This window comes from Serratia sp. 2880STDY5682894, from assembly GCF_001537385.1.
In the GTDB taxonomy this organism is placed as follows: Bacteria; Pseudomonadota; Gammaproteobacteria; order Enterobacterales; family Enterobacteriaceae; genus Serratia; species Serratia nevei.
Genome location: NZ_FCJA01000002.1, coordinates 625,995 through 647,819, shown reverse-complemented (window position 1 = coordinate 647,819; position 21,825 = coordinate 625,995). Strand labels below are relative to the sequence as shown.

Below are 21,825 nucleotides of genomic sequence, written 5' to 3'. Positions count from 1 at the left end.
GCGGCGCCAGGCCACTCTGAGACCTGAGGAAAACCATGTCTGAAATCAGCCGCTCGGTATTATTTGGCAAACTGGATAGCCTGTTATTCACCTCTCTGGAAAGTGCGACGGCGTTTTGCAAGCTGCGCGGTAACCCCTACGTCGAACTGGCGCACTGGCTGCATCAGCTGATGCAATCGCCGGACGGCGATCTGCAGCAGATCGTCCGCCACTTCGCGCTGGACGAGGCGCAGCTGGCGCGCGACATCGTCGAGGCGCTCGACCGCCTGCCGCGCGGCGCCAGCGCCATCTCCGATCTGTCCGAGCACATCGACAGCGCGGTAGAACGCGCCTGGGTCTATGGCTCATTGAAATTCGGCGCGGCGCGCATCCGCGGCGGCCACCTGCTGCTCGGCATCCTGAAAACCTACAGCCTGCGCCATCTGCTGAAGGCCATTTCCCCGCAGTTCGAGCGCATCAACGCCGATCTGTTGATGGAACAGTTCGCCGCCATCACCGCCCACTCGGCGGAAAACGCCCAGGATGCGCCGGCGGAAAGCAGCGCCGAGAACGTATCCGGCGCGCCGCGCAGCGGTGAAAGCGTGCTGGCGCAGTATGCCCAGGACCTGACCGCCAAAGCGCGCAACGGCGAGATCGATCCGGTGGCCGGCCGCGACGAAGAGATCCGGCAAATCATCGATATCCTGATGCGCCGCCGCCAGAACAACCCGCTGCTGACCGGCGAGGCCGGCGTCGGGAAAACCGCGGTGGTGGAAGGCCTGGCGCTGCGCATCGTGGCCGGCGACGTGCCGCCGCAGCTGCGCGACGTGAAGCTGTGCCTGCTGGACATCGGCATGCTGCAGGCCGGCGCCGGCGTCAAAGGCGAGTTTGAAAAACGGCTGCAGGCGGTGATCGACGAAGTGCAGTCCAGCCCGACGCCGATCATCCTGTTTATCGACGAAATTCACACCCTGATCGGCGCCGGCGGCGCCCAGGGCACCGGCGACGCCGCCAACCTGCTGAAACCGGCGCTGGCGCGCGGCCAGCTGCGCACCCTCGGTGCCACCACCTGGTCGGAATACAAGAAATACATCGAGAAGGATCCGGCGCTCACCCGCCGTTTCCAGGTGGTGCAGGTACACGAGCCAAGCGAAGACAAGGCGCTGCTGATGCTGCGCAGCACCGTCAGCCCGCTGGAGCAACACCACCGCGTGCTGTTGCTGGATGAAGCGGTAGACGCCGCGGTGCGGCTGTCGCATCGCTATATTCCGGCCCGCCAGCTGCCGGACAAGGCGGTGGCGCTGCTGGATACCGCCTGCGCGCGCGTGGCGGTCAGCCAACACGCCGAGCCTGCCCAGGTCGAAGACTGCCGCCACCGCATCGATGCGCTGCAAATAGAGTTGGATATCGCCCGCCGCGAGGCCAAGGTGGGCATCGGCGATCCCCTGCGCCCGCAGGAGATTGAAGCCCAGCTGACCGCGCTGCGCCAAGAGTTGGAACAGTTGACCGACCGCTGGCAGCAGGAGCTGGCGCTGATCCAAGAGATCATCACACTGCGCGCCCAGCTGCACCGGCAGGAAGAAGAGTCTACTGAAGAAGAGACGCAGGCGCGCCCTGACGCCGACGCGCTGCGCGCCCAGCTGGGCGAACTGCAGCAGCAGCTGAGCGCGCTGCAGGGCGAGGCGCCGCTGATCTTCGCCGCCGTCGACGCCAACATCGTGGCGGCAGTAGTGGCCGACTGGACCGGCATCCCGCTGGGCCGCATGGTGAAAAACGAGATTGAGGCGGTGCTGCAACTCTCCGACACCCTGAACCAGCGCGTGATCGGCCAACGCCATGCGCTGGATCTGATCGCCCGCCGGGTGCGCACTTCGCGGGCGCGGCTGGACGATCCGAACAAGCCGGTCGGGGTGTTCCTGCTGGCCGGGCCGTCCGGCGTCGGCAAGACCGAAACCGCGCTGGCGCTGGCGGAAACCCTGTACGGCGGCGAGCAGAACGTCATCACCATCAACATGAGCGAATTCCAGGAGTCGCACACCGTTTCGACGCTGAAAGGCGCGCCCCCCGGCTATGTCGGCTACGGCGAAGGCGGCGTGCTGACCGAGGCGGTGCGCCGCCGCCCATACAGCGTGGTGCTGCTGGACGAAATCGAGAAGGCACACCCGGACGTGCATGAGATCTTCTTCCAGGTGTTCGACAAGGGCTGGATGGAGGACGGCGAAGGCCGCCATATCGATTTCCGCAACACCATCATCATCCTGACCTCCAACGTCGGCACCGAGCTGATCGCCGGGCTGTGCAGCGATCCGGAGCTGCTGCCGGAGCCGGAAGCGCTGAGCGGCGCGCTGCGCCAGCCGCTGCTGTCGGTGTTCCCGGCCGCCTTGCTCGGCCGCCTGCTGGTGGTGCCGTATTACCCGCTGACCGACGCCACGCTGGGCAACATCGTGCGCCTGCAGCTGGGGCGCATCCAGCGTCGCCTGGCGGAGAATCACGACATCGTCTGCACCTTCGACGACGCGGTCATCGAGCAGATCGTCAGCCGCTGCACCGAGGTGGAGTCCGGCGGCCGCATGGTCGACGCCATCCTGACCAACACCCTGCTGCCGCAGATCAGCCACACCCTGCTGACCGGCAGCGCCAACGACCAGCGCTATCGCCAGCTGCATATCGCGCTGCAGAACCACGAATTCATTTGTCAATTTCAGGCATAACGCCGCGGCCGCCGAGACGGCGGCCCTTTGAACACAGAGAGTCATCACTATGTCGGGAACCGGGATAACCAAACCGAATTCGAACAGCCTGCCGAGCGGCTATCGGTTCAACGAATTCGAGATCCAGGAAGCGATCGGCGAAGGCGGCTTCGGCATCGTCTATCGCGCCTACGATCACCAACTGGAACGCACCATCGCTATCAAAGAGTACATGCCGACCTCGCTGGCGAAACGCAACGACGATCTCAGCATCGGGCTGCGCGGCGAGCGCTTCGGCAAAACCTTCCAGGCCGGGTTGAACAGCTTTATTCAGGAGGCGCGCCTGCTGGCCCGCTTCTCGCACCCCGGCCTGCTGCACGTGCTGCGCTTCTGGGAAGAGAACGGCACCGCCTACATGGGCACCCAGTTCTACAGCGGCACCACGCTGAAGAACCTGCAGGCGCAGCAGCCGGAGAAAATCGACGAGGCGTGGATCCGTCGGCTGCTGCCGCCGCTGTTCAGCGCCATCAACACCATCCATCAGGAAGGTTACCTGCACCGCGACATCTCGCTGGATAACATCCAAATTCAGGAGAGCCAGCTGCCGGTGCTGCTGGACTTCGGGTCGGCGCGCAAAGAGATCGGCAACCTGTCGGACGAAACGGAGATCATGCTGAAGCCGGGCTTCGCACCGATCGAGCAGTACACCGAGAACAGCGACGGCGAACAGGGACCCTGGACCGATATCTACGCGCTGGGCGCCGTGCTGCACACGCTGATCGTCGGTTCGCCGCCGCCGGTCAGCGTGGTGCGCAGCATCGAAGACAGCTATCAGCCGCTGGCCGAGCGTCGCCCCGCCGGTTACTCGCCGGAGCTGTTGCGCACCGTCGACCGCGCGCTGGCGCTGAAGCCGGAAGACCGCCCGCAGACCATCGATGAAATGGCCGAGCTGTTACATCTGCCGATCGCCGATGAAAACGAAATCATCAGCACGCCGGCCGCCGCGCCGGAGAACCTGCTGGTGGCCGCCAACCCGGCCGCTGCAGCCGCAGCCGCCGGCGCCGTTACCGCGCGCAGCACCCGATTCTCGCGGCCGATGATGGCCGGCGCCGGCGTCGCGGCGCTGCTGGTGATCGGCGCCGTCGCCTGGCTGAGCGGCGGCAAGGACGATACCCAGGCCGTAGCGCAAAATACCGAGGCGTCACCGGCGCAGAAAACCCTGACGGAGCAGCCGAGCGCGCCGCAAACCGCGCCATCTGCGCCGGTGGAACCTGAAAAGGCGGCGCCGCCACCGCAGCCGGTGGCGCTGGTGTATTTCAAACTGCAGCCGGGCGAACAGGTCAGCCTCGACGGCAAGCCGCAGCAGGTAACGCCGGGTGACAACGGCTTCGCCAGCCTGAATCTGGCGCCGGGCCGTTATCAGCTGGAGATCCGCCACAACGATCGGCTCCGCCGGCAGCAACTCAGTATCGACACCGCCGGCACCTGGCTGGTCAATCCGGCCACCGCCGGTTAATTCCGTTCTGAAGCCCCGCCGCGGCGGGGTTTCACCTATTTCATGAGACTGACGCACCGCTGCCCACCCTCATTGGCCGCGCGGCAAGGCCGCTGCAACGCTGGGGTAAGCAGAACACGACGTCAATCACAGAGGACGTTCTCATGTTGGATCGCATTATTGCGCACACGCCGCTGGGCCAGGAGCAGCTGCTGTTCCGCTCACTGGACGGCATCGAAGCGCTTTCCACCCCTTTCGACTTCTCTATTGAATTGCTGAGTACCGACGCGCGGCTCGATCGCAAAGCGCTGCTCGGCCAACCGCTGACGCTGGAGATCCCGACTCAGGGCTTTCTCAGCGCCCCGCGCTACCTGAACGGCAAGATCACCGCCATCGCCGTCAGCAGCGAAGAGATCGGCGGCACCCGCTACGCGGTGTATAGCCTGCACGTGCAGCCGGATCTGTGGCCGATGACCAAGGATCGCAACTTCCGCATCTTCCAGGAACAGACGGTGCCGCAGATCGTCAAGACCCTGTTGGCGGAGCACAACGTGCAGCTGGAAGATCAGCTGACCGGCGACTATCGCCTGTGGGGCTACTGCGTGCAGTACAACGAAAGCAGCTTCAACTTCATCAGCCGCCTGATGGAGCTGGAGGGCATCTATTACTATTTCAAACACGAGATGGGCAAACACACGCTGGTGCTCGGGGATGCGCCCCACCACCACCAGCCCTATCCCGGCTACGAGATGATTCCCTATCACCTGACGCCGTCCGGCGGCAGCACCAGCGAGGAAGGCATCAGCCAGTGGACGTTGTCCGATCGCGTCACGCCGGGCATCTACAGCCTGGACGACTACGATTTCCGCAAGCCGAACGCCTGGCTGTTCCAGGCGCGGCAAAACCCGGTCTCGCCGACGCCGGGGCAGATTGACGTCTACGACTGGCCGGGCCGCTACACCGAGCATCAGCAGGGGGAGTTCTACGCCCGCGTGCGCCAGGAGGCCTGGCAGGCCGAACATCAGCAGATCCGGGGCACCGCCACCGCGCTGGGCATCGCTCCCGGCAGCACCTTTACGCTGTATAACGCCCCGCACGCCGACGACAATCGCGAGTACCTGACGCTGCAGGCCAACTACCATCTGAAAGAGAACCGCTATGCCAGCGGCGATGATCAAAGCAGCGAACACCGTATCGACTTCATCGTGCTGCCGGCGGACGTGCCCTGGCACCCGCCGCAGCAGGCCACCTGGCCGAAAACCCACGGGCCGCAGACCGCCCGGGTGGTCGGCCCGGCCGGCGAATCAATTTGGACCGACAAATACGGCCGCATCAAGGTGAAATTCCACTGGGACCGCTTCGGGCCGAAGGATGACGGCAGCTCCTGCTGGGTGCGCGTCTCCAGCGCCTGGGCCGGCCAGGGCTACGGCGGCGTGCAGATCCCGCGCGTCAACGACGAAGTGGTGGTGGACTTTATCAACGGCGATCCGGATCGGCCGATCGTCACCGGGCGCGTTTATAACGAAGCCAGCATGCCGCCGTGGGCGCTGCCGGCCGCCGCCACCCAGATGGGCTTTATGAGCCGCACCAAGGACGGCACCGCCGACAATGCCAATGCCCTGCGCTTCGAAGACAAGGCCGGCGCCGAACAGGTGTGGATCCAGGCGGAACGCAACATGGACACCCAGGTCAAAAACGATGAGAGCCACACCATCAATAACGACCATACCCACCTGGTGGGCGGCAACCAGATCAAACGGGTGGTGCTCAATCAAGCCACCGGTGTCAAAGGCGATGCCTCCGCGCTGACCGGCAAAACCCGCAGCGACGCCGTGGTTAACGCCTTTACCCTCGGCTCCGGCGAATCGCTGCGGCTGGAGTGCGGCGAAAGCGTGATCGAGCTGCTGGCGAACGGCCAAATCAACATCACCGGCACCAGCTTCAATATCACGGTGAAAGAGGACGGAGCGATCAATACCGGCGGCCAGCTGGATCTCAACCAGCCCGGCGGCGCCGCACGCACCGCCGCACCGGGCGGCGGCCATCAGGCGGCGATCCAGGGCGCCGTCGATCAGCTGTTCCCTAAAGAGTAGCCAAGTGGTACGCCGGGAAAGCCGGTTAACGCCGCCCCCGGGCGGCGGCAGCGGCGCCGGCTAAACCGGCTGCCGCTGTAACCCCTTTTAGCAACGAGGTGAATGAGCTGGCGGCAAAGTCACCGACGTTGAGCCGCGATCTAGATAAACTCAAAGCTCAAGGCTGGGGGATTAAACCCGGTACAATGGGAAAAGGAACCTTTGTCGAACGCCAAGATCAAGTGATTGTTATTGATAGCAACCATTTGCATAATCCCCTTGAGACCGTGCAATCCCTCGCTCATGAGAGCGGACATGCTCTCTACACGCCAAAAACGGATCTGACATCTCGTGAGACCTACCTCAACAGTATGTTACGTGATGAAGGGGCCGCAACGCTTAAAAACATTGAGGTTCAACGCGAAATTTTCGCTAATACGGGTACTGACATCGGTATTGCTGGCAACCCTGAAAATCAAGCGGCCTACAATGAAATTTATGAGAATCTAAAGAGTGGTACAAAGACACGGCAACAAGCTGAAGAGAGTATAGGTAGGATTTTTGGCCGAGGGGAACGCACCTCAAACACGGGTGAGCTGTATGAAGACTATTATGGCGGATGGTATGATAAATACGTCTCTAAAAAATAAATTTATTTTATCCACTCTACTCACATCAAGCTTATGTTTTGCACAAGGTGGTAATATGGAAAACACAAATCTATGGGAGTTTATTGAAAAAATTAATCATCAACTTTCTCTTCCCCATCCAAAGTTAGACACACTCATTCCGCAGCCGTTAGACAATTATGATGAGAATGAATATGTTAAATTCTATAGATCTTCCGGATTCTCTATCAGCGCAGATGTAAAAGTCACCCAACTGACATTTAGAACCCACAAGTCATCAGGCAACAAGATAGTTTTACTTTCCATGGATCTTTCCGGTTATTGTATCGAGCTAAAAACGGTCAAAAAGCACTACCCAAACCTGACATTCAGTGACTTTCCTCGGGGCCACTCCGTGGATGAAGTAACCAGCCTTACGACCCCACCTGATGAGCACGGTAAAACGATTACATTTAGTTTTGCGGAAAGAAACCCAGACTGCCTGAGTAAAGTCACATTTAACCTGGAATGAGTTCCCCGTAAAGACGGCTTATATGAACAAAACACTTCTCTTTTTACTGTTTATCACATTCAACACCATGGCGGCCGTCAACTGCAGCACACTAGACCAAGCAGCTCAGACTCACTCAACGCATATTGAAAACTCAAATAATGGGTTTTCTGTTATCGGCAAAGGACGTTTATATTTTCACTCTGCCCCCGACTTAAGATGTAAAAGAAGTAAGGTATTTATTATACCTAACGATAAGGTCAATGCTTACCTCGACTACCACGGTTACTATTACGTTATGTACTTCAATCGTAAAGGAGAACAAGTTGAGGGATGGGTAGATAGCAACCGACTAAAGGAAAACAGTACGGGTATAGATCCGATAGAAAAATAAATTTTTACTCTCACTCGTCTGCTCACGATGCTTAAACCAAGCGGAATAACAATCACAGGCTGAATCGATATATCCCATCGATTCAGTCCAGCGTGTCATCAATTATTCTGACATGGGGAACGAGATGATAAAAATACACACCTCCTCTTGTTTTTATAACACTCAACACAATGACGGCGGACAACTCCCGCCTACCAGACCAAGCCTCTAACCTCACTCCATCAGAAGAATTTTTAAAGTTATCAAGCGAGTGATTTATGTTCAAAAAGATCTTATTACCTGCATTATTTACTGCTTCTTTACTCTGTTCCATTGAATCCACAGCAGCGATAAACCTGTTGCAATATAACAAAATTAGCACAGTAAGCGGGCTTGTTAACGATAAAGCAGTCACTGACAGTCTCAAAAGCACACTGGGTCAGGACTATGAGAAATACATCAGCAATTTTGATGTTTTCGGTGAACCTCATTCAGTCCCTGGCGGGGGGTTATTTGCTGAAGGCTGGCTGAAGGATCTTTACCTGGAAAGTGCCTCTGCTTTGGTCATCAATCCCGATGGGAAAATTTATGCTGCCTGGGTTGTACCTGACTCTGATGTCATAAATTACAAATCTTCTGATAAAGATGCCCCCATGAATAAGGAGATTCAGCATTGGGCTGAACGCTTCAAAAACATGCAATTCGCCACAATCAACGAAAGAAAAAAGATGAGGGCGACAAAAGAATATTTTGATACGCAGTCATTCTCTATCAAACTCACGACCATTTGCTCCAGTAAAGGCGATTGTAATGATGCAACTTACTATGGAAAACGTAAAAAAGATGGCGCCGCTTTAACTTTACAGGGCAAAGCGACACGAGCTGATTGCAATACAGCCCCATGCCCAATCATTGGTTATGAATTTAAAAACGCCTCAACAACTTATATGCTCAGTAAAATTGATAACACCCTGACAGTCATAAAGGATGGTAAAATATTAATGAATCAGAAAGGGGAGTGGGTGAAATAGTCACCGAATAATCTCCAAGCAGTAAGATGGGCCTTGGCCGATATGTAAATACCGCCATCGGGATTATCCCCCATCTTTCCGCCGCTCCTTCATCGAACAGGAATGACAATCACAGGCTGAATCGGCACATACTATCGATTCAGCCTTCCTTCGCATCACCCCACCCTCACCACTTCTTCACCGTCTGGTAAATATCGAGGTCGAAATAGCCGTCGGCTTCGCAGTCGTTGAGATAGTGTTCGTAGCTCACCCCCTCAACCGGCTGGTAGCCGCTGGCCGGCAGCAGCTTCTGATAGAACTCGCCCCACACCCGCTCGAAGTCGCCATCGCTGATGCGCACGTGGTAAACCGCATACTGCCCGGCGGGCAGCGTCTGCACGGTCACGCCCTCGCTGCCTGCCGGCAGCGCGAAATCGTCCGCCACGCTTATCACTACGTCGGCACGCAGCTTTTCCGGCGCCACTTCCGCCGGATCGTCCCAATACAGTACCAGCCATTTGCCGAACGGCACGCCGTGGCGCTGCCGCCATGCCAGCAGTTGCTGCGAGCCCTGCGGGATCGTCTGCGGATACGGCCCCACGACTCTGACCCCCACCACCTTCTCCGCCGCCTTATCGATAATCCTCACGCTCATCGCCCTTATCCTCCCACATTATTTCAGGCGCCAATTTCGGTGCGCACGTCCAGCAACTCGGGGAAAAAGGTCAGGTCCAACGCCTTTTTCAGGAAGCTGACGCCGCTGGAACCGCCGGTGCCCGACTTAAAGCCGATGATCCGCTCCACCGTTTTCATATGGCGGAAGCGCCACAGGTGGAAGCTCTCTTCGATATCCACCAGCTTCTCCGCCATTTCATAGGCTTCCCAGTAGGTTTGCGGGTTGTCGTAGATCACTTTGAACGCCGGCAGCAGATCCGGGTTGCGCTGGTAGGGCTGCGTCCAGTCGCGCTCGAGGCACTCCTGCGGGATCGGCAGGCCGTGGCGCGCCAGGTACAGCAAGTATTCGTCGTACAGGCTCGGCGCTTCGAGGATCGCCTTCAGCGCCGCGTGTTTTTCCGCATCGCTGCTGAACACCGCCAGCATCGCCGCATTCTTGTTGCCGAGCAGGAACTCGATCGAGCGGTATTGATGCGACTGGAAGCCCGACGAGCTGCCCAGCACGTCGCGAAACTCGACGTATTCCGACGGCGTCAGCGTTTCCAGCACCGCCCACTGTTCGAACAGCAGCCGTTGGATCTGTTTGACGCGCGCAAGGATTTTGAAGCAGTGGCTGAGTTTGTCCTGCTGCACCAGCCGCACCGCCGCTTGCAGCTCGTGCAGCATCAGCTTCATCCACAGTTCGGAGGTTTGGTGCTGTATCACGAACAGCATTTCGTCATGATGCGGCGGGTTGGAGAGCGGGTGCTGGCAGTCCAGCAGCGAGTCCAGGCACAGGTAGTCGCCGTAGCTCATGCGTTTGGAAAAATCGGTGACAATCGCGCTTTCTAATTCCCGTTTGTTCATCTGTGATCTCCGTTGCGCCCAGCGCCCCATCGGCCTGGAACGTGCCGCAAAGAGAAAACAATAGTACAGAACCCGCCGCCCCGAAGGGCGATAAACGAGAGGTGCTTCGCAGATCTCACTCATCTGCGCCGCCCCTCTCGCCCCGCTTTACCCTATCAACCCAAACAGATCGTTGAGCGACTCGCTCATGGTCGGATGGGTAAACAGCTGATCGCGCAGCCGGGTATAGGGCAGCCCGGCGTCCATCGCCGTTTTGACGATGTTGATCATCTCGTGGGCATCGCGGCACAGCAGCGCCACGCCGAGGATCTGGCCGGTCTGCGCATCGACCACCGCCTTCAGCAGGCCGCGCGTGTCGCCCAACACGTGGGCGCGCGGGATCGCCGCCGCCGGCAGCGTGGCGACCTTAATGTCGCGCCCCTGCTGCCGGGCCTGATCTTCGCTGAGGCCGATGCGCGAGAAGCTGGGTGTGATGAACACCGAGTAAGGCACTGCGCCGCGATCGGCCGTGCTGCGTTTACCCGCGCCGAACAGGCTGTCGCGCACAATGCGGAAATCGTCCAGCGAGATATAGGTAAACTGCGGCCCGCCGTTGACGTCCCCCAGCGCCCAGATATGCGGCACGCTGCTGCGCAGCTGCGCATCCACCCGCACGGCCCCACGCTCATCCGTCTCAACGCCGGCGCGCGCCAGCTGCAAACCGGCGGTGTTCGGCACGCGCCCGGCCGCCACCAGCAGCGCATCGAACGACTGCACGCCGCCCTGATGCACCACCTCAACGCCCCCTTCCACATCGCGCACCTGCTTCACGCCGGCGTTAAACGTGAAGCTGACCCCGGCGTCGCTCAGGATTTGCTGTATCGCCTGCGCCATATCGCGGTCTTCCCGGCCGAGCAACGCGCCCGCCTCTTCGAATACCGTTACGGCGCTGCCGAACTGCGCGAACATCGAAGCGAACTCCAGCCCGATATAACCGCCGCCGATAATGCCCAACCGCGCGGGCCGCTGCGTCAGCTGCAGCAGGCCGGTGCTGTCGTAACTCCGCTGCGAACGATCCAACCCGTCGATCGCCGGCCGGCGGCTGACGGCCCCGGTATTGATGAAGATGCGCTCGCCGCTCAGCACCTGCGTTCCCGCCGCACCCTGCACGCTGATGCGGTGCGGATCGATAAACTCCGCCCGTCCGTCGATCACCGTGACCTGTTCAAGCCCCGCCAGGTTTTGGTAGTTTTTCTCCCGCAGCAGGCCGGTCACCTGCCGCTTGCGCGCCATCGCCTGGCTGAACGCCTGTTCGCCCGGCCCGTGAAGCTCGGCATCGTGCACCAGCGTTTTGGTCGGGATGCAGCCGATGTTGATGCAGGTGCCGCCATACATCTGCGCCGACGCCTCCACCATCGCCACGCGCCATCCCTGCCCGGCCAGAAAGGCCGCCAGCGTTTTGCCGGCCTTGCCAAAACCGATGATAATCGCCTGATAATCGTACATTGTGTCGCCTCGTCTCGTGATGTTTATCGCCGTTCTATCAGCGTATTGCGGCCTCAACTAACCGCTCCAGCGGCCTCAGCGCCGCGATCTGTCGTTCGTCGGCCCCGGCGCTCCGTTTCAGACTTTCCGCCGGGTGGTAGCTGACCTGCGTTTTGCCCCGCTCGTCTTGCGCAATCAGCACCCTGAACGGCAGATCCAGCGCCAACGCCGGCCGCGCCAGCATCAGCGGCGTGCCCGCCAGCGGGTTGCCCAGCACCAGCACCGTGGTGGGCGGCATCGTCAGATGATGCTCACGCGCCGCTCTCGCGTGATCGAACTCGGCAAACAGCGTCACGCCCTTCTGCTCGGCCGTGCTGATAATGCGCTGACGCGTTTCCTGATAAGCGTAGGCGCTCTCTACCGTTCGGGTTTCTTGCCCCATTGTCCCCTCCGCCACTGCAGAACAGGCCAGCAGCATCAGGCTGCCGGCCACCGCCCGGTTCATGACGCTCATGCGACCTTCCCCCGCCACTGTTTCTCGAGCACACTGCGCGCCGAATCCGCCATGATCATCACCGCACCCGCCAGCATCAGCGTGTCCTTCAGCACCAGGCGCCCGGCGCCGGAGAGATAAGGGAAGCCGTGATGCGCATCGCCCAGCGCGGGCACCCAGGCCTCCGGGGTGGTGATCAAAAAGGTCAGCGTCACCAGCGGCGTGCAAAAGGAGAGCATGCCGCCCAACAGCCCCAGCCATTTGGAGAACGGGTTGGCGAGCACCAGCAGCGCGATCGCCACCTCCACCACGCCCAGGCCGTTGGAGAAGCCATAGGTATTGTTGGCCTGCTGCCAGGCGCGGGCGGCGAGGTTCAGTTCGCCTTCGTGCGTCAGGTGCGCCTGATAGTCCTGCGGCATGTCATAGAAAAACGACATCAGCGGGCTGTTGGCGACGAACGGCGTGATGCTGTCCGCTTCGTAAGGGATGAATTTGAGCAGGCCAATCCATAAGAAGACGATGGCGATGCTGAGGCGAATCAGCGTTAATCCCAGCTTGTCGCCCTTGCTCAGAAAGAATAGTATTTTCATTACCGGCTCCATGTCATTGATAACTCATGCATCGCAGCGGCGCCCTCCGCATCGCTGCACTATCGAACCGATCTTAGTGCTTCGCATTACGCCGGCCCATTGCCGAAACAATCAGCTTCTTAGCCAGGAGTCTCAAAATGGATCCGCTCAGCCAACTGTTGATGCTTAACGACATGCGCGGTTACGTGGCGCGTGATTGCCATTTCAGCGGCGAGTGGCGCTCGCCGCATGCCGCCGGGGAGTGGAGTCAGATCCGCTGGCACATGGTGCTGGCGGGCAGCTGTCGGCTGGAGATCCCCGGCGGCCGCCCGGTACCGCTGGAGCAAGGCAGCCTGCTGTTCTTGCCGCACAACTCCGCCCATCGCCTGCTGCCGGAGGGGGCCGACAGCGCCACGCACCTGCTGTGCGGCATGCAAATCTTGCCGCACAGCGCATCGCCGCTGCTGGCGAGCCTGCCGGAATGTTTGCTGTTCAACAGCCGCCAACAGGGGCAGTTGACGCTGCTGCAGGCGACCGGCCAGCTGCTGAGCGATGAGTTCAGCCAACAGGGCCAGGGGCACAACGCCATTGTCAGCCAGACCATGGCGCTGCTGTTCGCGCTGGCGATCCGCGCCTGGCTGGCCCAGCCGAATCAGAGCGGCAATCTGGTCGCCGCGTTGCTGCATCCGCAGTTGGGCAACGTGGTTGAACAGATGCTGCGCCGCCCGCAACACCCCTGGACGCTGGTGGAACTGAGCGAACGGGCCCATATGTCGCGCGCCAACTTCGCCCGCGTCTTTCGTCAGGTCACGCAGCAAACGCCGCTGCAGGCCCTCACCGCCATCCGCATGCAGCTGGCGGCCCGGCTGCTGGCGCGCCAGGCGTTGCCGCTGAGCCGTATCGCCGAACAGGCCGGCTACTCGTCGGAGGTGGCGCTGCATAAAGCCTTCACCCGCCACTTCGGCCTGACGCCGGGAAAATTCCGCCAGCAGGCCGCCGAGACACCGCCGGACATTTGCCCCATCTCGGCATAACCTCCCGCCCCGCCTTACTGTTTAGTAAACAACGCGGCCGCCGCCTGACGATTCTCACAAATGCGCGATCCCATGCGCGCGGCGCCCCGGTTGCAGCTTGCCTGCGGCCGGCTTCCCTTATAGATTGCAGGCTAACGGCAGGCAGCAAGGTATCGGCAAATGGCAAATATTCGTGATGTCGCACGGTTGGCCGGCGTGTCCATCAGCAGCGTGTCGAACCTGCTGAATAACCGCAGCCACCAGATGAGCGCACAGACCCGTGAGCGCATCGAACAAGCGATGGCGACCCTGGGATACCGGCCGGCCCGGGCGGCGGCGGTGCCCGCACCGCAGGCCAAGATCATCGGCCTGCTGCTGCCGTCGATCGTCAACCCGAGCTTTTCGGCGCTGGCGCATGCGATCGACGGTGCGGCGCGGGCTCACCGCTACCGCGTCTTGCTCGGCAACGCGTACCGCCAGGAACAGGAAGAGGCCGCGTTTATCGACGATATGTTCCTGCATGGCGTGCGCGGCATCATCGTGGCGGCGAGCGACATTCGCCAGACCCATTTTGTTCGGGCCGCCGAGCGGGGCATGAAGATCGTCAGCTACGACAATCCGTTTCCCGAACGGGCAGCCATCGATACCCCGCTGTTCGACAGCGTCTCGATGGACAATGTCGCCGCCGGGCGCCTGGCCGCGCAGCACCTGCTCGAACGCGGTTGCCGACACATCGTGTTCGCCACCGAAGCGACGCTCACCGTCGGGCGCAGCCACAAAATCGACGGTTTTCTGAGTGCGCTGGGGCACAGCCTGAGCGAACGCCAACGGGTGATCGAAGGCAAAGCCAACAGCGCCTACGGCGACACGGAAATGTTTGAATTGGGGCTGACGCTGGCGCCGCGCGTGCTCGCGCTGACGCCGCGCCCGGACGGTATCGTGGCGATTAACGATGCGCTGGGCATCGGGCTGATGGTGGGGGTGCGCGCCGCCGGCGTCCAGGTACCCGCAGACATCTCGGTGATCGGCATCGATAATATCGCGCTGGCCGGCCTGGCCGAACCGGGGCTGACGTCCGTCAGGCCGCCGCTGGCGGAGATGGCGCAGCTGATGGTCGAGCGCCTGATCGGCCGCATCAACAATGATGCGCAACCGCCCGGCGAGTTTCTCTTCCCGCCGACGGTCATCAGCCGGCGCTCGGTCAAAGCCGCCGGCTAACTGAAATAACAGCGTCTTCCCAGGCGATGCGCAGCGGCATCGTCCGGATCGGTGTCAGCCAAAAACAAAGGAAAAGGCCGTCGCGCTTAAGGGATGCCCGCGCCTCAATGAATCAGCGTCGTGCCGTTATTTAACGTTCAGCTCAGGGTTATGGGCCGGGCCTCTATTATTCCGATTAACCACATTGGAAATATCAAAATGAAAATAAGCAAGCCGCAGGATATTGAACGCAGCGCTATCAAGAAATTGACGCTGCATATTGTCCCCCTCATGATTTTATTGTATTTCCTGGCCTTTCTCGATCGCAATAACATGGCCTACGCCGCCAAAGCGCTGGAAGATAACCTGGGCCTGACCGCCTCGGCCTTCGGCTTCGCCTCCGGGATTTTCTTTATCGGGTATTTTCTGTTTGAAATACCCAGCAACGCCGGCACCATTAAATTCGGCCCGCGCATCTGGTTCGCCAGAATATTAATTTCCTGGGGCATCTTCGCGACCCTGCTCGGCTTTGTACGCACGCCGCTGGAGCTGTATATCTGCCGTTTTATGCTGGGCGTGTGCGAAGCCGGATTCTTTCCCTCGGTGGTGTATTACTTCACGGTGTTCTTCCCGGAAAAATACCGCACCAAAATTCTCGGCATGTTCATCATCGTCCAGCCGCTGTCCAACGCCGTCGGCTCGCCGATTTCCGGCTTTATTCTCAATATTCAGCATGATTGGTTCGGGTTCGCTCCCTGGCAGCTGCTGTTTATCCTCGAAGGGCTGCCGCCGATCGTCATCGGCCTGCTGATCCCGTTCCTGATCAAGAACTCGCCCAAGGACGTCGGCTATCTGAACGTGGAGGAAAAGGCCTGGCTGATGAGCAACGCCGGCCGCTCCAAATCCGGCTCTAAAATCACGCTGGGCGACTTCCTGAAAGGGATTAAAAACAAGAAATACCTGCTCTACGCACTGCTCAACTTCGGCATGGTGTGCGGCATTTATGGCTTCGGCACCTGGCTGCCGTCGATCATTACCGCCCTTTCCGGCAGCGATATCTTCCGCGTCAGCCTGCTGGCGCTCATTCCCTACGGCCTGGCCGCGCTGCTGGTGTACCCGTGGAGCCTGTGGGCCAGCAAAACCAAAAAGCTTGGCGTGTTCGCCGGCCTCAGCATGGTGGTCGCCGCTATCGGCCTGATGGGGGCGGTGACATTTTTTAAATACGATCCGCTCGTCGCGCTGTCGTTCCTGTGCATCGCCGCCATCGGCATCTACACCGCCGTACCGCCGTTTTTATCCATGCCCGCCAACATTTCCACCGGCGCGGCCGCGGCCGCCGGGCTGGCGGTGGTCAGCTGCATCGGCAATATCGGCGGCTTCGTCGCGCCTTATGCGGTGGGCGTATTGAACGATCTGACCGGCAGCAGCGCGCCGGGGCTGTTTTTCCTGGCCTCGTGCCTGCTGGCCACCGGGTTGATCTGCATTTTCTACTGCGCGAAACAGCGTGAAGGCGTCATCAATGCTTAACGAACAATAAGGAGTCAATCATGGGCGATCTTGCAGGCAAAAAGGTCTTTATCACCGGGGCGGAACAGGGCATCGGCCGCGCCACCGCAGAGCGGTTGATCAAGGCCGGTTGCGACATCTATTTTCACTATCACAGCGACGAAAGCGGCCCCAAAGCGCTGGTGGCGCTGGCCCATTCATTGGGGCAAAAGGCCGCTTACGGCTACGCCGATCTCATCGATACCGACGAAACGCTGCGCTGCGTCTCGGCCGGCGCCGAGTTTCTCGGCGGCATCGACATTCTGGTCAATAACGTCGGCGGCATCGTCGGGCGCAAATGGTTGGGCGAGATCGAACGCGCCTTTTGGCAAACCGTAATCGACGTGAACATGACCACCATGCTGAACGTGACCCAGAGCGCGCTGCCGTTCCTGAAGGCGGCAAACGGCGCCAGTATCGTCAACCTGGCCTCGCAGGCCGGCCGCGCCGGCGGGCACTCCGGCTCGCTGGTCTATTCCGCCACCAAGGGTGCGGTGCTCACCTGGACGCGCTCGTTGGCAGCGGAGCTGGGTGAATACGGCATCCGGGTGAACGCGGTGGCGCCCGGCCTGATCCTCGGCACCCGTTTCCATAATCGCCACACCACCCAAGCATCGGCGGAGGAAACCGTTCGCGCCATTCCGCTGGGCCGCGCAGGCACGCCGGACGACGTGGCGCGTGCCATCGCCTTCCTAGCGGCGGAATACGACGGCTTCATCTCCGGCGCCACCCTCGACATCAACGGCGGCATCTACCGCATGTAGTTCAACCGCGGGCGGCACGGCTGCCGCCCTCTCATTCAGGAATCGCTTTATGATCAAATCCGCCATCACCCACCCGCCGCTGCTCGCCGCGCTGGCGCAATGCGGGCATAAAACTCAGGTGCTGATCGCCGACGGCAACTACGCCTGCGTGACCCACGCGCCGAAAGACGCCACCGTGGTCTATCTGAACCTGGCGCCCGGCACACTCGCCGCCCCGCCAATCCTGGAAAAACTGCTGGCCTGCATCAACGTGGAAAGCGCCACGCTGATGGCCTGCCCGCCGGACTTCACCAACACCATCGAAGCCGAATACCGACAGCTGCTGCCGGCGCATTGCCCGGTAGAACACCTGCCGCGTGAGGATTTTTATGCGGCGGTCAAATCGGATCGGACGCTGCTGGTGATCGCCTCCGGCGAACAGCGCCGCTTCGCCAACCTGCTGCTGACGGTGGCGCCGGTGGTGTGACACGCGAATTATTTTTCGTCTGAAAACGTCCCCAACCGCACCACCGGAATGTCCGCCAAGCGAGTGGTGTAGGCCGGCGACAGCATGTCGCGCTTCATTTGCCACGGCTTGACGATCCCCTGCCCGGCGAACCACACGCGCCCGCGTCCTTCCTGATTCAGGCGATCGAGGGTCGCCATCAGCCGCTCGCTGTTGCGGCGCGGCGGGCAGTCGTCGAACAGATCGATCTGCGCCATGGCGGCGGCGCTGAAATCCCCCAGCACCACGCCGCCCTTCAGGTAACGCCGTCCTTCCTGCCAGATGCTTTCCAGCGCACGCACCGCCATGGCGATGATGTCGCGGCTGTCGTTGCTCGGCGTTTGCAGCCGGGCGGTGCCCATATTGCTGTAATACCCCTCGCCCGCCGAATGCGGGCTGGTTTTGATAAACACCGACACGTTGCGGCAGTAGCGCTTTTCCTGCCGCAGCTTTTCGGCGGCGCGTTCGGCATAGCTGCAGATCGCCTCACGCATATGCGGGTAGTGCGTCAGCCGCTGGCCGAACGAGCGGGAGCAGATGATCTGCTCTTTGGCGGCCGCCTCATCTTCCCACCGCAGGCACGATTCGCCGCGCAGCTCGCGTATCGTGCGCTCCAGCACCACGCTGAAGGTTTTACGCGCCAGCCGGGTATCGCAGTCCGCCAGCTGCAGCGCGGTGTGAATGCCCATCGCCTGCAGCTGGCGAGTCAGGCGGCGGCCCACGCCCCACACCTCTTCCACCGGGAGCAACGCCAGCAGTTTGCGCTGGCGCGCCGGATCGGATAAATCCACCACACCGCCGGTACCGCGCCATTTCTTGGCGGCGAAGTTGGCCAGTTTGGCCAGCGTTTTGCTCGGCGCAATGCCGACCCCGACCGTCAAATGCAGCTCGCGCCGGATGCGATCGCGCACCCGCTGGCCGAACGGCTCCAGCGCTTCGCAATGCGCCACGCCGTCCAGCCGCAGAAAGGCTTCGTCCAGCGAGTAGATCTCCACCGCCGGCGCCATCTCTTCCAGCGTGTCCATCACCCGGCGGGACATGTCGGCGTACAGCGCGTAGTTGGAGGAGAACACCGCGACGTTGCGGCGGCGCATCTCCTCTTTGATTTTGAAATAAGGCGCGCCCATCGGCACGCCCAGCGCCTTCGCCTCGGCGCTGCGGGCGATCACGCAGCCGTCGTTGTTGGACAGCACGATCACCGGCCGCCCGCGCAGATCGGGCCGAAAGATGGTCTCGCAGGAGGCATAGAAGCTGTTGACGTCTACCAGGGCGAACATGGTTGCCGACCTTTCATCGTCAGTGGGTTGTTATTCATAACGGCACCAGATTACTGTTCATACATACAGTATTTGTATTTTTCTGGCGACGATCAAGTAGAAACCACCCCATCGCTGCTATCCGTTTGATGCGCTTTGGCTTTTAACTCAGCCTCCGTTTACCTGGAGCCGAGTTTTTCATTAATGGCGAACTTCACGCAGATCGAAACGAATCGGAATGGTCACGCTGAATTCCGCCTGCCCCGCTGCGATCTCGTTGCCGGGTGCGGGCAGTGGAGAAGCGCGCTGCGGTAACTGAAGCGCCTCCCGGTCGAGCGAAGCAACCCCACTCGATCGCAATAGCTTCACGCCCAGCACGTTCCCCTGTCGATCCAACGTCACGGCAACCTGAACAACCCCCTGGCGCTGCTGGCGTACCGCCAGAGCCGGGTAGCGTTTGAAACGGCTCAAATGCGCCAACAGTAGGCCGCTCCAGACCGAGGCATCCTGACTCAGCTGCGACGCCACGCTGGTTTGCGGCGCGGCAACACGCTTTCCATCCAGAGACGGCGGCGCGCTGGTGCTTGATGCTCTTGAGCTTGCAGACGCTATTTTTTCCTGTTCCTCCTGCCTTGGGCGCGGCGGTTCCGTTTTCGGTCTGATGGGGTCGTTCCGTTGTCCTTTAGCCTTGCTCTGCCGCTCCGTCGCACGCGGCGCATGAATCAGCGGAGGCATCGCCGCCTCCGGTTCCCGATTGGCCTGCCGTTGCGCCACCGCCTGCACCTGGCGCACGCCGGTTGGCATCGGCTCTGCGTTGGGGGTCGATTCCGCCTGCTCGGCAACCATCATCAACACCATCGGTTGCGCCGCGGGCAGCAACGGTGGCACCAGGTGATAACCAAGGCCAAGCAACAACGCACCATGCAGACCCAACGCCAACACATTGGCGGTAGCCCAGCGCAATCGCCCGCCTGTAGGCGGTAAAGATAAATCGGCAGGTAATACGTTGTGATTCAACATGGAAAACGATACTCAGGTTAAGCGTGAAACCGACCAACGTACGCAACGGTCACGACGGTCGGGGCATGTCAGAAAAGTCGTTTAGGCACGCGGTACCGGGCAGGGAAAGAGAAAAAAAAGGCCAATCAAGAAGGAAAAATACAAATAGCAGAGTAAAAAACTTTAGGATACGGTGATGAAGTATTTTGACAGCATATTTACCCTAACCGGCAGCGCACCGGGCAGAGCCGCAATGACGCGCTCGGGGTCAGCCAGCGGGAACGCGCCGGAGAGCCGCAGGCCGGCGACCTCCGGCCGGCAGCGGATAACGCCCTGACGATAACGCCCCAGCTCCATCAGGAAGTCGTCCAGCCGCATGTTGTCGGCCAGCAGCATGCCTTGCCGCCAACCGGGCTCTTGCGTCACGCGATACGGCTCGCCAATGCCTTGCCGGCTTAATCTGCCGCCCTGACCGGCGTTGAGCACCGCGTTCCGATGCGCCGGCGAAAGGATCGTGACGCGGCCAAGATAAACGGCGATATCACTGTAGGTTTCCCGCAGGCGAACGCTGAAGCGAGCAGCCTGCGCCACGATCTCGCCCTGCGGCAGCCTCACCGTCAACGCGCCGCTTTCCGGCGGCAGATTCACCATCATTTCACCTTCCAGCAATGCGGCCTGCTGACGGCTGACGTTGACCGCCGTTTGCGTGTTCAGCATCAACTGCGCACCATCCGCCAACGCGACGGTTTGCTGCTCCCCCACCGCCGTGCGGTAATCCGCCAGCCAGGGGCGCCATGGCAGCGCGCCAGAACCGATGCCAACCGTCCCCACCACGCCGATGGCCGCCAGGCTTCTCAGCAACCGACGGCGCTGTGGGTTTGGCAACTGCGACAGACTACGCTGCGCCGCCGCCCCGTTAAGCAGAGAAAAACGGGATGAAAACGCGGCGATATGCCGCCAGGCGCGTTCATTTTCCGGTTTCGCCTGATACCAACGCCGCCAGTTTTCCCTATCCGCGTCGCTTGCCTCTTCCGACATCAGCTGGGTTAACCAGGCGGCGGCCTCACGCGCGCTCTGCCGATCGATATCCGATTCCATCATGGGCTCCGCACTTGCCGTTACGCCGCCAATGCAAAGAAACAGTGCAAATTGGCGCGCTGCAGATATTGTTTCACCGAGCTGGTCGACACCCGCAAACGTTCAGCGATGTCGCAATAACGCATGCCCTGCAGGTGCGCCAACAGGAAGGCCTCGCGGACGTGCGCCGGCAATCCGTCCAACGCCTGATCCAACTGTTCGAGCATTTCGAGGGTTTGTTGACGGACTTCCGGCGAGGGTGCCTCGATCGCCGGCAGCTCGCTCAAGGCCTGCAGATAGCTCTCTTCGATTGTTTTACGTCGGTAATAATTCGCCACCAGCCGGCGCGCCACGGTCGCCAGGAAGGGGCGTGGTTGCCGAATGGCAAGCAACTGCGGGCTCAGTAAAATACTGATGAACGTATCCTGCGCCAGGTCTTCGGCGTGATGCGCGCACCCGACCTTCTGTCTCAGCCAATGGCATAGCCAACTGTGGTGCTCAAGGTAAAGCTGTTGAGCAAACCCGTTGGCTGCCGCGGCCTCTTTCCTTGCCATTCGGTGACACCAATTGATAATGAGATTGAAAATGATAATTATTATTATTTTAAAATTGTAACTTCTGTGTCAAGCGATTGCTGATGATTTATAAACGGCGAAAAAGTAGGGAAATACGGGAGAGAAAACGTGAAAAGGGGCCGAAATGGCC

At 60.5% G+C, this 21,825-nt stretch carries 21 protein-coding genes; 12 read left to right on the top strand and 9 right to left on the bottom strand.

Features of this window, described 5'->3' with window-relative positions:
- Nucleotides 1-35 precede the first annotated feature (35 nt).
- The 7 genes from tssH to AWX27_RS07730 all read left to right on the top strand — a co-directional run bounded on the left by tssH (nucleotide 36) and on the right by AWX27_RS07730 (nucleotide 8,759).
- Nucleotides 36-2,690 (top strand): type VI secretion system ATPase TssH, encoded by a 2,655-nt coding sequence (gene tssH / locus AWX27_RS07750; protein ID WP_060420714.1) that lies wholly within the window; start codon nucleotides 36-38, stop codon nucleotides 2,688-2,690.
- Between the two features lie 49 nt (nucleotides 2,691-2,739).
- Nucleotides 2,740-4,185: a serine/threonine protein kinase gene (locus tag AWX27_RS07745; RefSeq protein ID WP_060420711.1), complete on the top strand. Its 1,446-nt coding sequence runs from the start codon at nucleotides 2,740-2,742 to the stop codon at nucleotides 4,183-4,185.
- 143 nt (nucleotides 4,186-4,328) lie between these two features.
- Nucleotides 4,329-6,257 (top strand): type VI secretion system Vgr family protein, encoded by a 1,929-nt coding sequence (locus AWX27_RS07740; RefSeq protein ID WP_060420708.1) that lies wholly within the window; start codon nucleotides 4,329-4,331, stop codon nucleotides 6,255-6,257.
- Between the two features lie 98 nt (nucleotides 6,258-6,355).
- A complete protein-coding gene (locus AWX27_RS07735; RefSeq protein WP_154618172.1) occupies nucleotides 6,356-6,886 on the top strand; it encodes a hypothetical protein in 531 nt (176 codons plus the stop codon).
- The gene (locus tag AWX27_RS25030; protein WP_127554720.1) at nucleotides 6,837-7,376 is read left to right on the top strand and encodes a hypothetical protein; all 540 of its coding nucleotides are present in this window, start codon (nucleotides 6,837-6,839) and stop codon (nucleotides 7,374-7,376) included. Before AWX27_RS07735 ends, AWX27_RS25030 begins: the two co-directional genes overlap by 50 nt.
- Nucleotides 7,377-7,398: 22 nt before the next feature.
- Nucleotides 7,399-7,749 carry a hypothetical protein gene (locus AWX27_RS25025; protein WP_072265415.1) on the top strand — a complete coding sequence of 117 codons (351 nt, stop codon included), beginning with the start codon at nucleotides 7,399-7,401 and terminating at the stop codon, nucleotides 7,747-7,749.
- Nucleotides 7,750-8,006: 257 nt separating this feature from the next.
- Nucleotides 8,007-8,759, top strand: a complete 753-nt coding sequence (locus AWX27_RS07730; RefSeq protein ID WP_060420702.1) for a hypothetical protein — start codon at nucleotides 8,007-8,009, stop codon at nucleotides 8,757-8,759.
- Nucleotides 8,760-8,925: 166 nt separating this feature from the next.
- Here the strand turns inward: AWX27_RS07730 and sbmC are convergent, their stop codons facing one another.
- From sbmC to rclC, 5 genes are all read right to left on the bottom strand, one after another.
- Nucleotides 8,926-9,393 (bottom strand): DNA gyrase inhibitor SbmC, encoded by a 468-nt coding sequence (gene sbmC, locus AWX27_RS07725; protein ID WP_060420699.1) that lies wholly within the window; start codon nucleotides 9,391-9,393, stop codon nucleotides 8,926-8,928.
- Nucleotides 9,394-9,416: 23 nt separating this feature from the next.
- A complete protein-coding gene (gene kynA, locus AWX27_RS07720) occupies nucleotides 9,417-10,259 on the bottom strand; it encodes a tryptophan 2,3-dioxygenase (RefSeq protein WP_025303311.1) in 843 nt (280 codons plus the stop codon).
- A gap of 147 nt (nucleotides 10,260-10,406) precedes the next feature.
- Complete coding sequence (gene rclA / locus AWX27_RS07715; RefSeq protein ID WP_060420696.1) at nucleotides 10,407-11,744, bottom strand: reactive chlorine resistance oxidoreductase RclA; 1,338 nt, start codon at nucleotides 11,742-11,744, stop codon at nucleotides 10,407-10,409.
- 37 nt (nucleotides 11,745-11,781) lie between these two features.
- Nucleotides 11,782-12,165, bottom strand: coding sequence for a DUF302 domain-containing protein (locus tag AWX27_RS07710; RefSeq protein ID WP_060420898.1), 384 nt, complete (start codon nucleotides 12,163-12,165; stop codon nucleotides 11,782-11,784).
- A 68-nt stretch (nucleotides 12,166-12,233) separates the two neighbouring features.
- Nucleotides 12,234-12,806 carry a reactive chlorine resistance membrane protein RclC gene (rclC, locus tag AWX27_RS07705; RefSeq protein WP_089186115.1) on the bottom strand — a complete coding sequence of 191 codons (573 nt, stop codon included), beginning with the start codon at nucleotides 12,804-12,806 and terminating at the stop codon, nucleotides 12,234-12,236.
- Nucleotides 12,807-12,943: 137 nt separating this feature from the next.
- Between rclC and AWX27_RS07700 the strand changes: the two genes are divergently transcribed.
- From AWX27_RS07700 to AWX27_RS07680, 5 genes are all read left to right on the top strand, one after another.
- Nucleotides 12,944-13,819, top strand: coding sequence for a cupin domain-containing protein (locus AWX27_RS07700; RefSeq protein WP_060420690.1), 876 nt, complete (start codon nucleotides 12,944-12,946; stop codon nucleotides 13,817-13,819).
- Between the two features lie 159 nt (nucleotides 13,820-13,978).
- Nucleotides 13,979-15,016, top strand: a complete 1,038-nt coding sequence (locus tag AWX27_RS07695) for a LacI family DNA-binding transcriptional regulator (protein WP_060420687.1) — start codon at nucleotides 13,979-13,981, stop codon at nucleotides 15,014-15,016.
- Nucleotides 15,017-15,286: 270 nt separating this feature from the next.
- Nucleotides 15,287-16,522, top strand: coding sequence for an MFS transporter (locus AWX27_RS07690; protein WP_170310536.1), 1,236 nt, complete (start codon nucleotides 15,287-15,289; stop codon nucleotides 16,520-16,522).
- Nucleotides 16,523-16,542: 20 nt separating this feature from the next.
- Complete coding sequence (locus AWX27_RS07685) at nucleotides 16,543-17,304, top strand: SDR family NAD(P)-dependent oxidoreductase (protein WP_060420684.1); 762 nt, start codon at nucleotides 16,543-16,545, stop codon at nucleotides 17,302-17,304.
- A 49-nt stretch (nucleotides 17,305-17,353) separates the two neighbouring features.
- The gene (locus tag AWX27_RS07680) at nucleotides 17,354-17,770 is read left to right on the top strand and encodes an RbsD/FucU domain-containing protein (RefSeq protein WP_060420681.1); all 417 of its coding nucleotides are present in this window, start codon (nucleotides 17,354-17,356) and stop codon (nucleotides 17,768-17,770) included.
- 8 nt (nucleotides 17,771-17,778) lie between these two features.
- Here AWX27_RS07680 and umuC read toward each other — a convergent pair whose 3' ends face one another.
- The 4 genes from umuC to AWX27_RS07660 form a co-directional block, all read right to left on the bottom strand.
- Complete coding sequence (gene umuC, locus AWX27_RS07675; RefSeq protein WP_060420678.1) at nucleotides 17,779-19,065, bottom strand: translesion error-prone DNA polymerase V subunit UmuC; 1,287 nt, start codon at nucleotides 19,063-19,065, stop codon at nucleotides 17,779-17,781.
- A gap of 180 nt (nucleotides 19,066-19,245) precedes the next feature.
- Nucleotides 19,246-19,956 carry an energy transducer TonB gene (locus tag AWX27_RS07670; RefSeq protein WP_230200942.1) on the bottom strand — a complete coding sequence of 237 codons (711 nt, stop codon included), beginning with the start codon at nucleotides 19,954-19,956 and terminating at the stop codon, nucleotides 19,246-19,248.
- A 270-nt stretch (nucleotides 19,957-20,226) separates the two neighbouring features.
- Complete coding sequence (locus AWX27_RS07665; RefSeq protein ID WP_060420672.1) at nucleotides 20,227-21,144, bottom strand: FecR domain-containing protein; 918 nt, start codon at nucleotides 21,142-21,144, stop codon at nucleotides 20,227-20,229.
- Nucleotides 21,145-21,161: 17 nt separating this feature from the next.
- Entirely contained in the window at nucleotides 21,162-21,674 is a 513-nt protein-coding gene (locus tag AWX27_RS07660) for a sigma-70 family RNA polymerase sigma factor (RefSeq protein ID WP_025303329.1), read from the bottom strand.
- Nucleotides 21,675-21,825: the final 151 nt, after the last annotated feature.

Bases quoted from the DNA above. Each gene is read 5' to 3' on its own strand.
- AWX27_RS07730 (WP_060420702.1), top strand. From the start codon at position 8,007: ATGTTCAAAAAGATCTTATTACCTGCATTATTTACTGCTTCTTTACTC.
- umuC (WP_060420678.1), bottom strand. From the start codon at position 19,065: ATGTTCGCCCTGGTAGACGTCAACAGCTTCTATGCCTCCTGCGAGACC.
- AWX27_RS07740 (WP_060420708.1), top strand. From the start codon at position 4,329: ATGTTGGATCGCATTATTGCGCACACGCCGCTGGGCCAGGAGCAGCTG.
- AWX27_RS07700 (WP_060420690.1), top strand. From the start codon at position 12,944: ATGGATCCGCTCAGCCAACTGTTGATGCTTAACGACATGCGCGGTTAC.
- AWX27_RS07745 (WP_060420711.1), top strand. From the start codon at position 2,740: ATGTCGGGAACCGGGATAACCAAACCGAATTCGAACAGCCTGCCGAGC.
- AWX27_RS07665 (WP_060420672.1), bottom strand. From the start codon at position 21,144: ATGATGGAATCGGATATCGATCGGCAGAGCGCGCGTGAGGCCGCCGCC.
- tssH (WP_060420714.1), top strand. From the start codon at position 36: ATGTCTGAAATCAGCCGCTCGGTATTATTTGGCAAACTGGATAGCCTG.
- rclC (WP_089186115.1), bottom strand. From the start codon at position 12,806: ATGAAAATACTATTCTTTCTGAGCAAGGGCGACAAGCTGGGATTAACG.
- kynA (WP_025303311.1), bottom strand. From the start codon at position 10,259: ATGAACAAACGGGAATTAGAAAGCGCGATTGTCACCGATTTTTCCAAA.
- AWX27_RS25030 (WP_127554720.1), top strand. From the start codon at position 6,837: ATGAAGACTATTATGGCGGATGGTATGATAAATACGTCTCTAAAAAAT.
- AWX27_RS07710 (WP_060420898.1), bottom strand. From the start codon at position 12,165: ATGGGGCAAGAAACCCGAACGGTAGAGAGCGCCTACGCTTATCAGGAA.
- rclA (WP_060420696.1), bottom strand. From the start codon at position 11,744: ATGTACGATTATCAGGCGATTATCATCGGTTTTGGCAAGGCCGGCAAA.
- AWX27_RS07660 (WP_025303329.1), bottom strand. From the start codon at position 21,674: ATGGCAAGGAAAGAGGCCGCGGCAGCCAACGGGTTTGCTCAACAGCTT.
- AWX27_RS07685 (WP_060420684.1), top strand. From the start codon at position 16,543: ATGGGCGATCTTGCAGGCAAAAAGGTCTTTATCACCGGGGCGGAACAG.
- AWX27_RS07690 (WP_170310536.1), top strand. From the start codon at position 15,287: ATGATTTTATTGTATTTCCTGGCCTTTCTCGATCGCAATAACATGGCC.
- sbmC (WP_060420699.1), bottom strand. From the start codon at position 9,393: ATGAGCGTGAGGATTATCGATAAGGCGGCGGAGAAGGTGGTGGGGGTC.
- AWX27_RS25025 (WP_072265415.1), top strand. From the start codon at position 7,399: ATGAACAAAACACTTCTCTTTTTACTGTTTATCACATTCAACACCATG.
- AWX27_RS07695 (WP_060420687.1), top strand. From the start codon at position 13,979: ATGGCAAATATTCGTGATGTCGCACGGTTGGCCGGCGTGTCCATCAGC.
- AWX27_RS07680 (WP_060420681.1), top strand. From the start codon at position 17,354: ATGATCAAATCCGCCATCACCCACCCGCCGCTGCTCGCCGCGCTGGCG.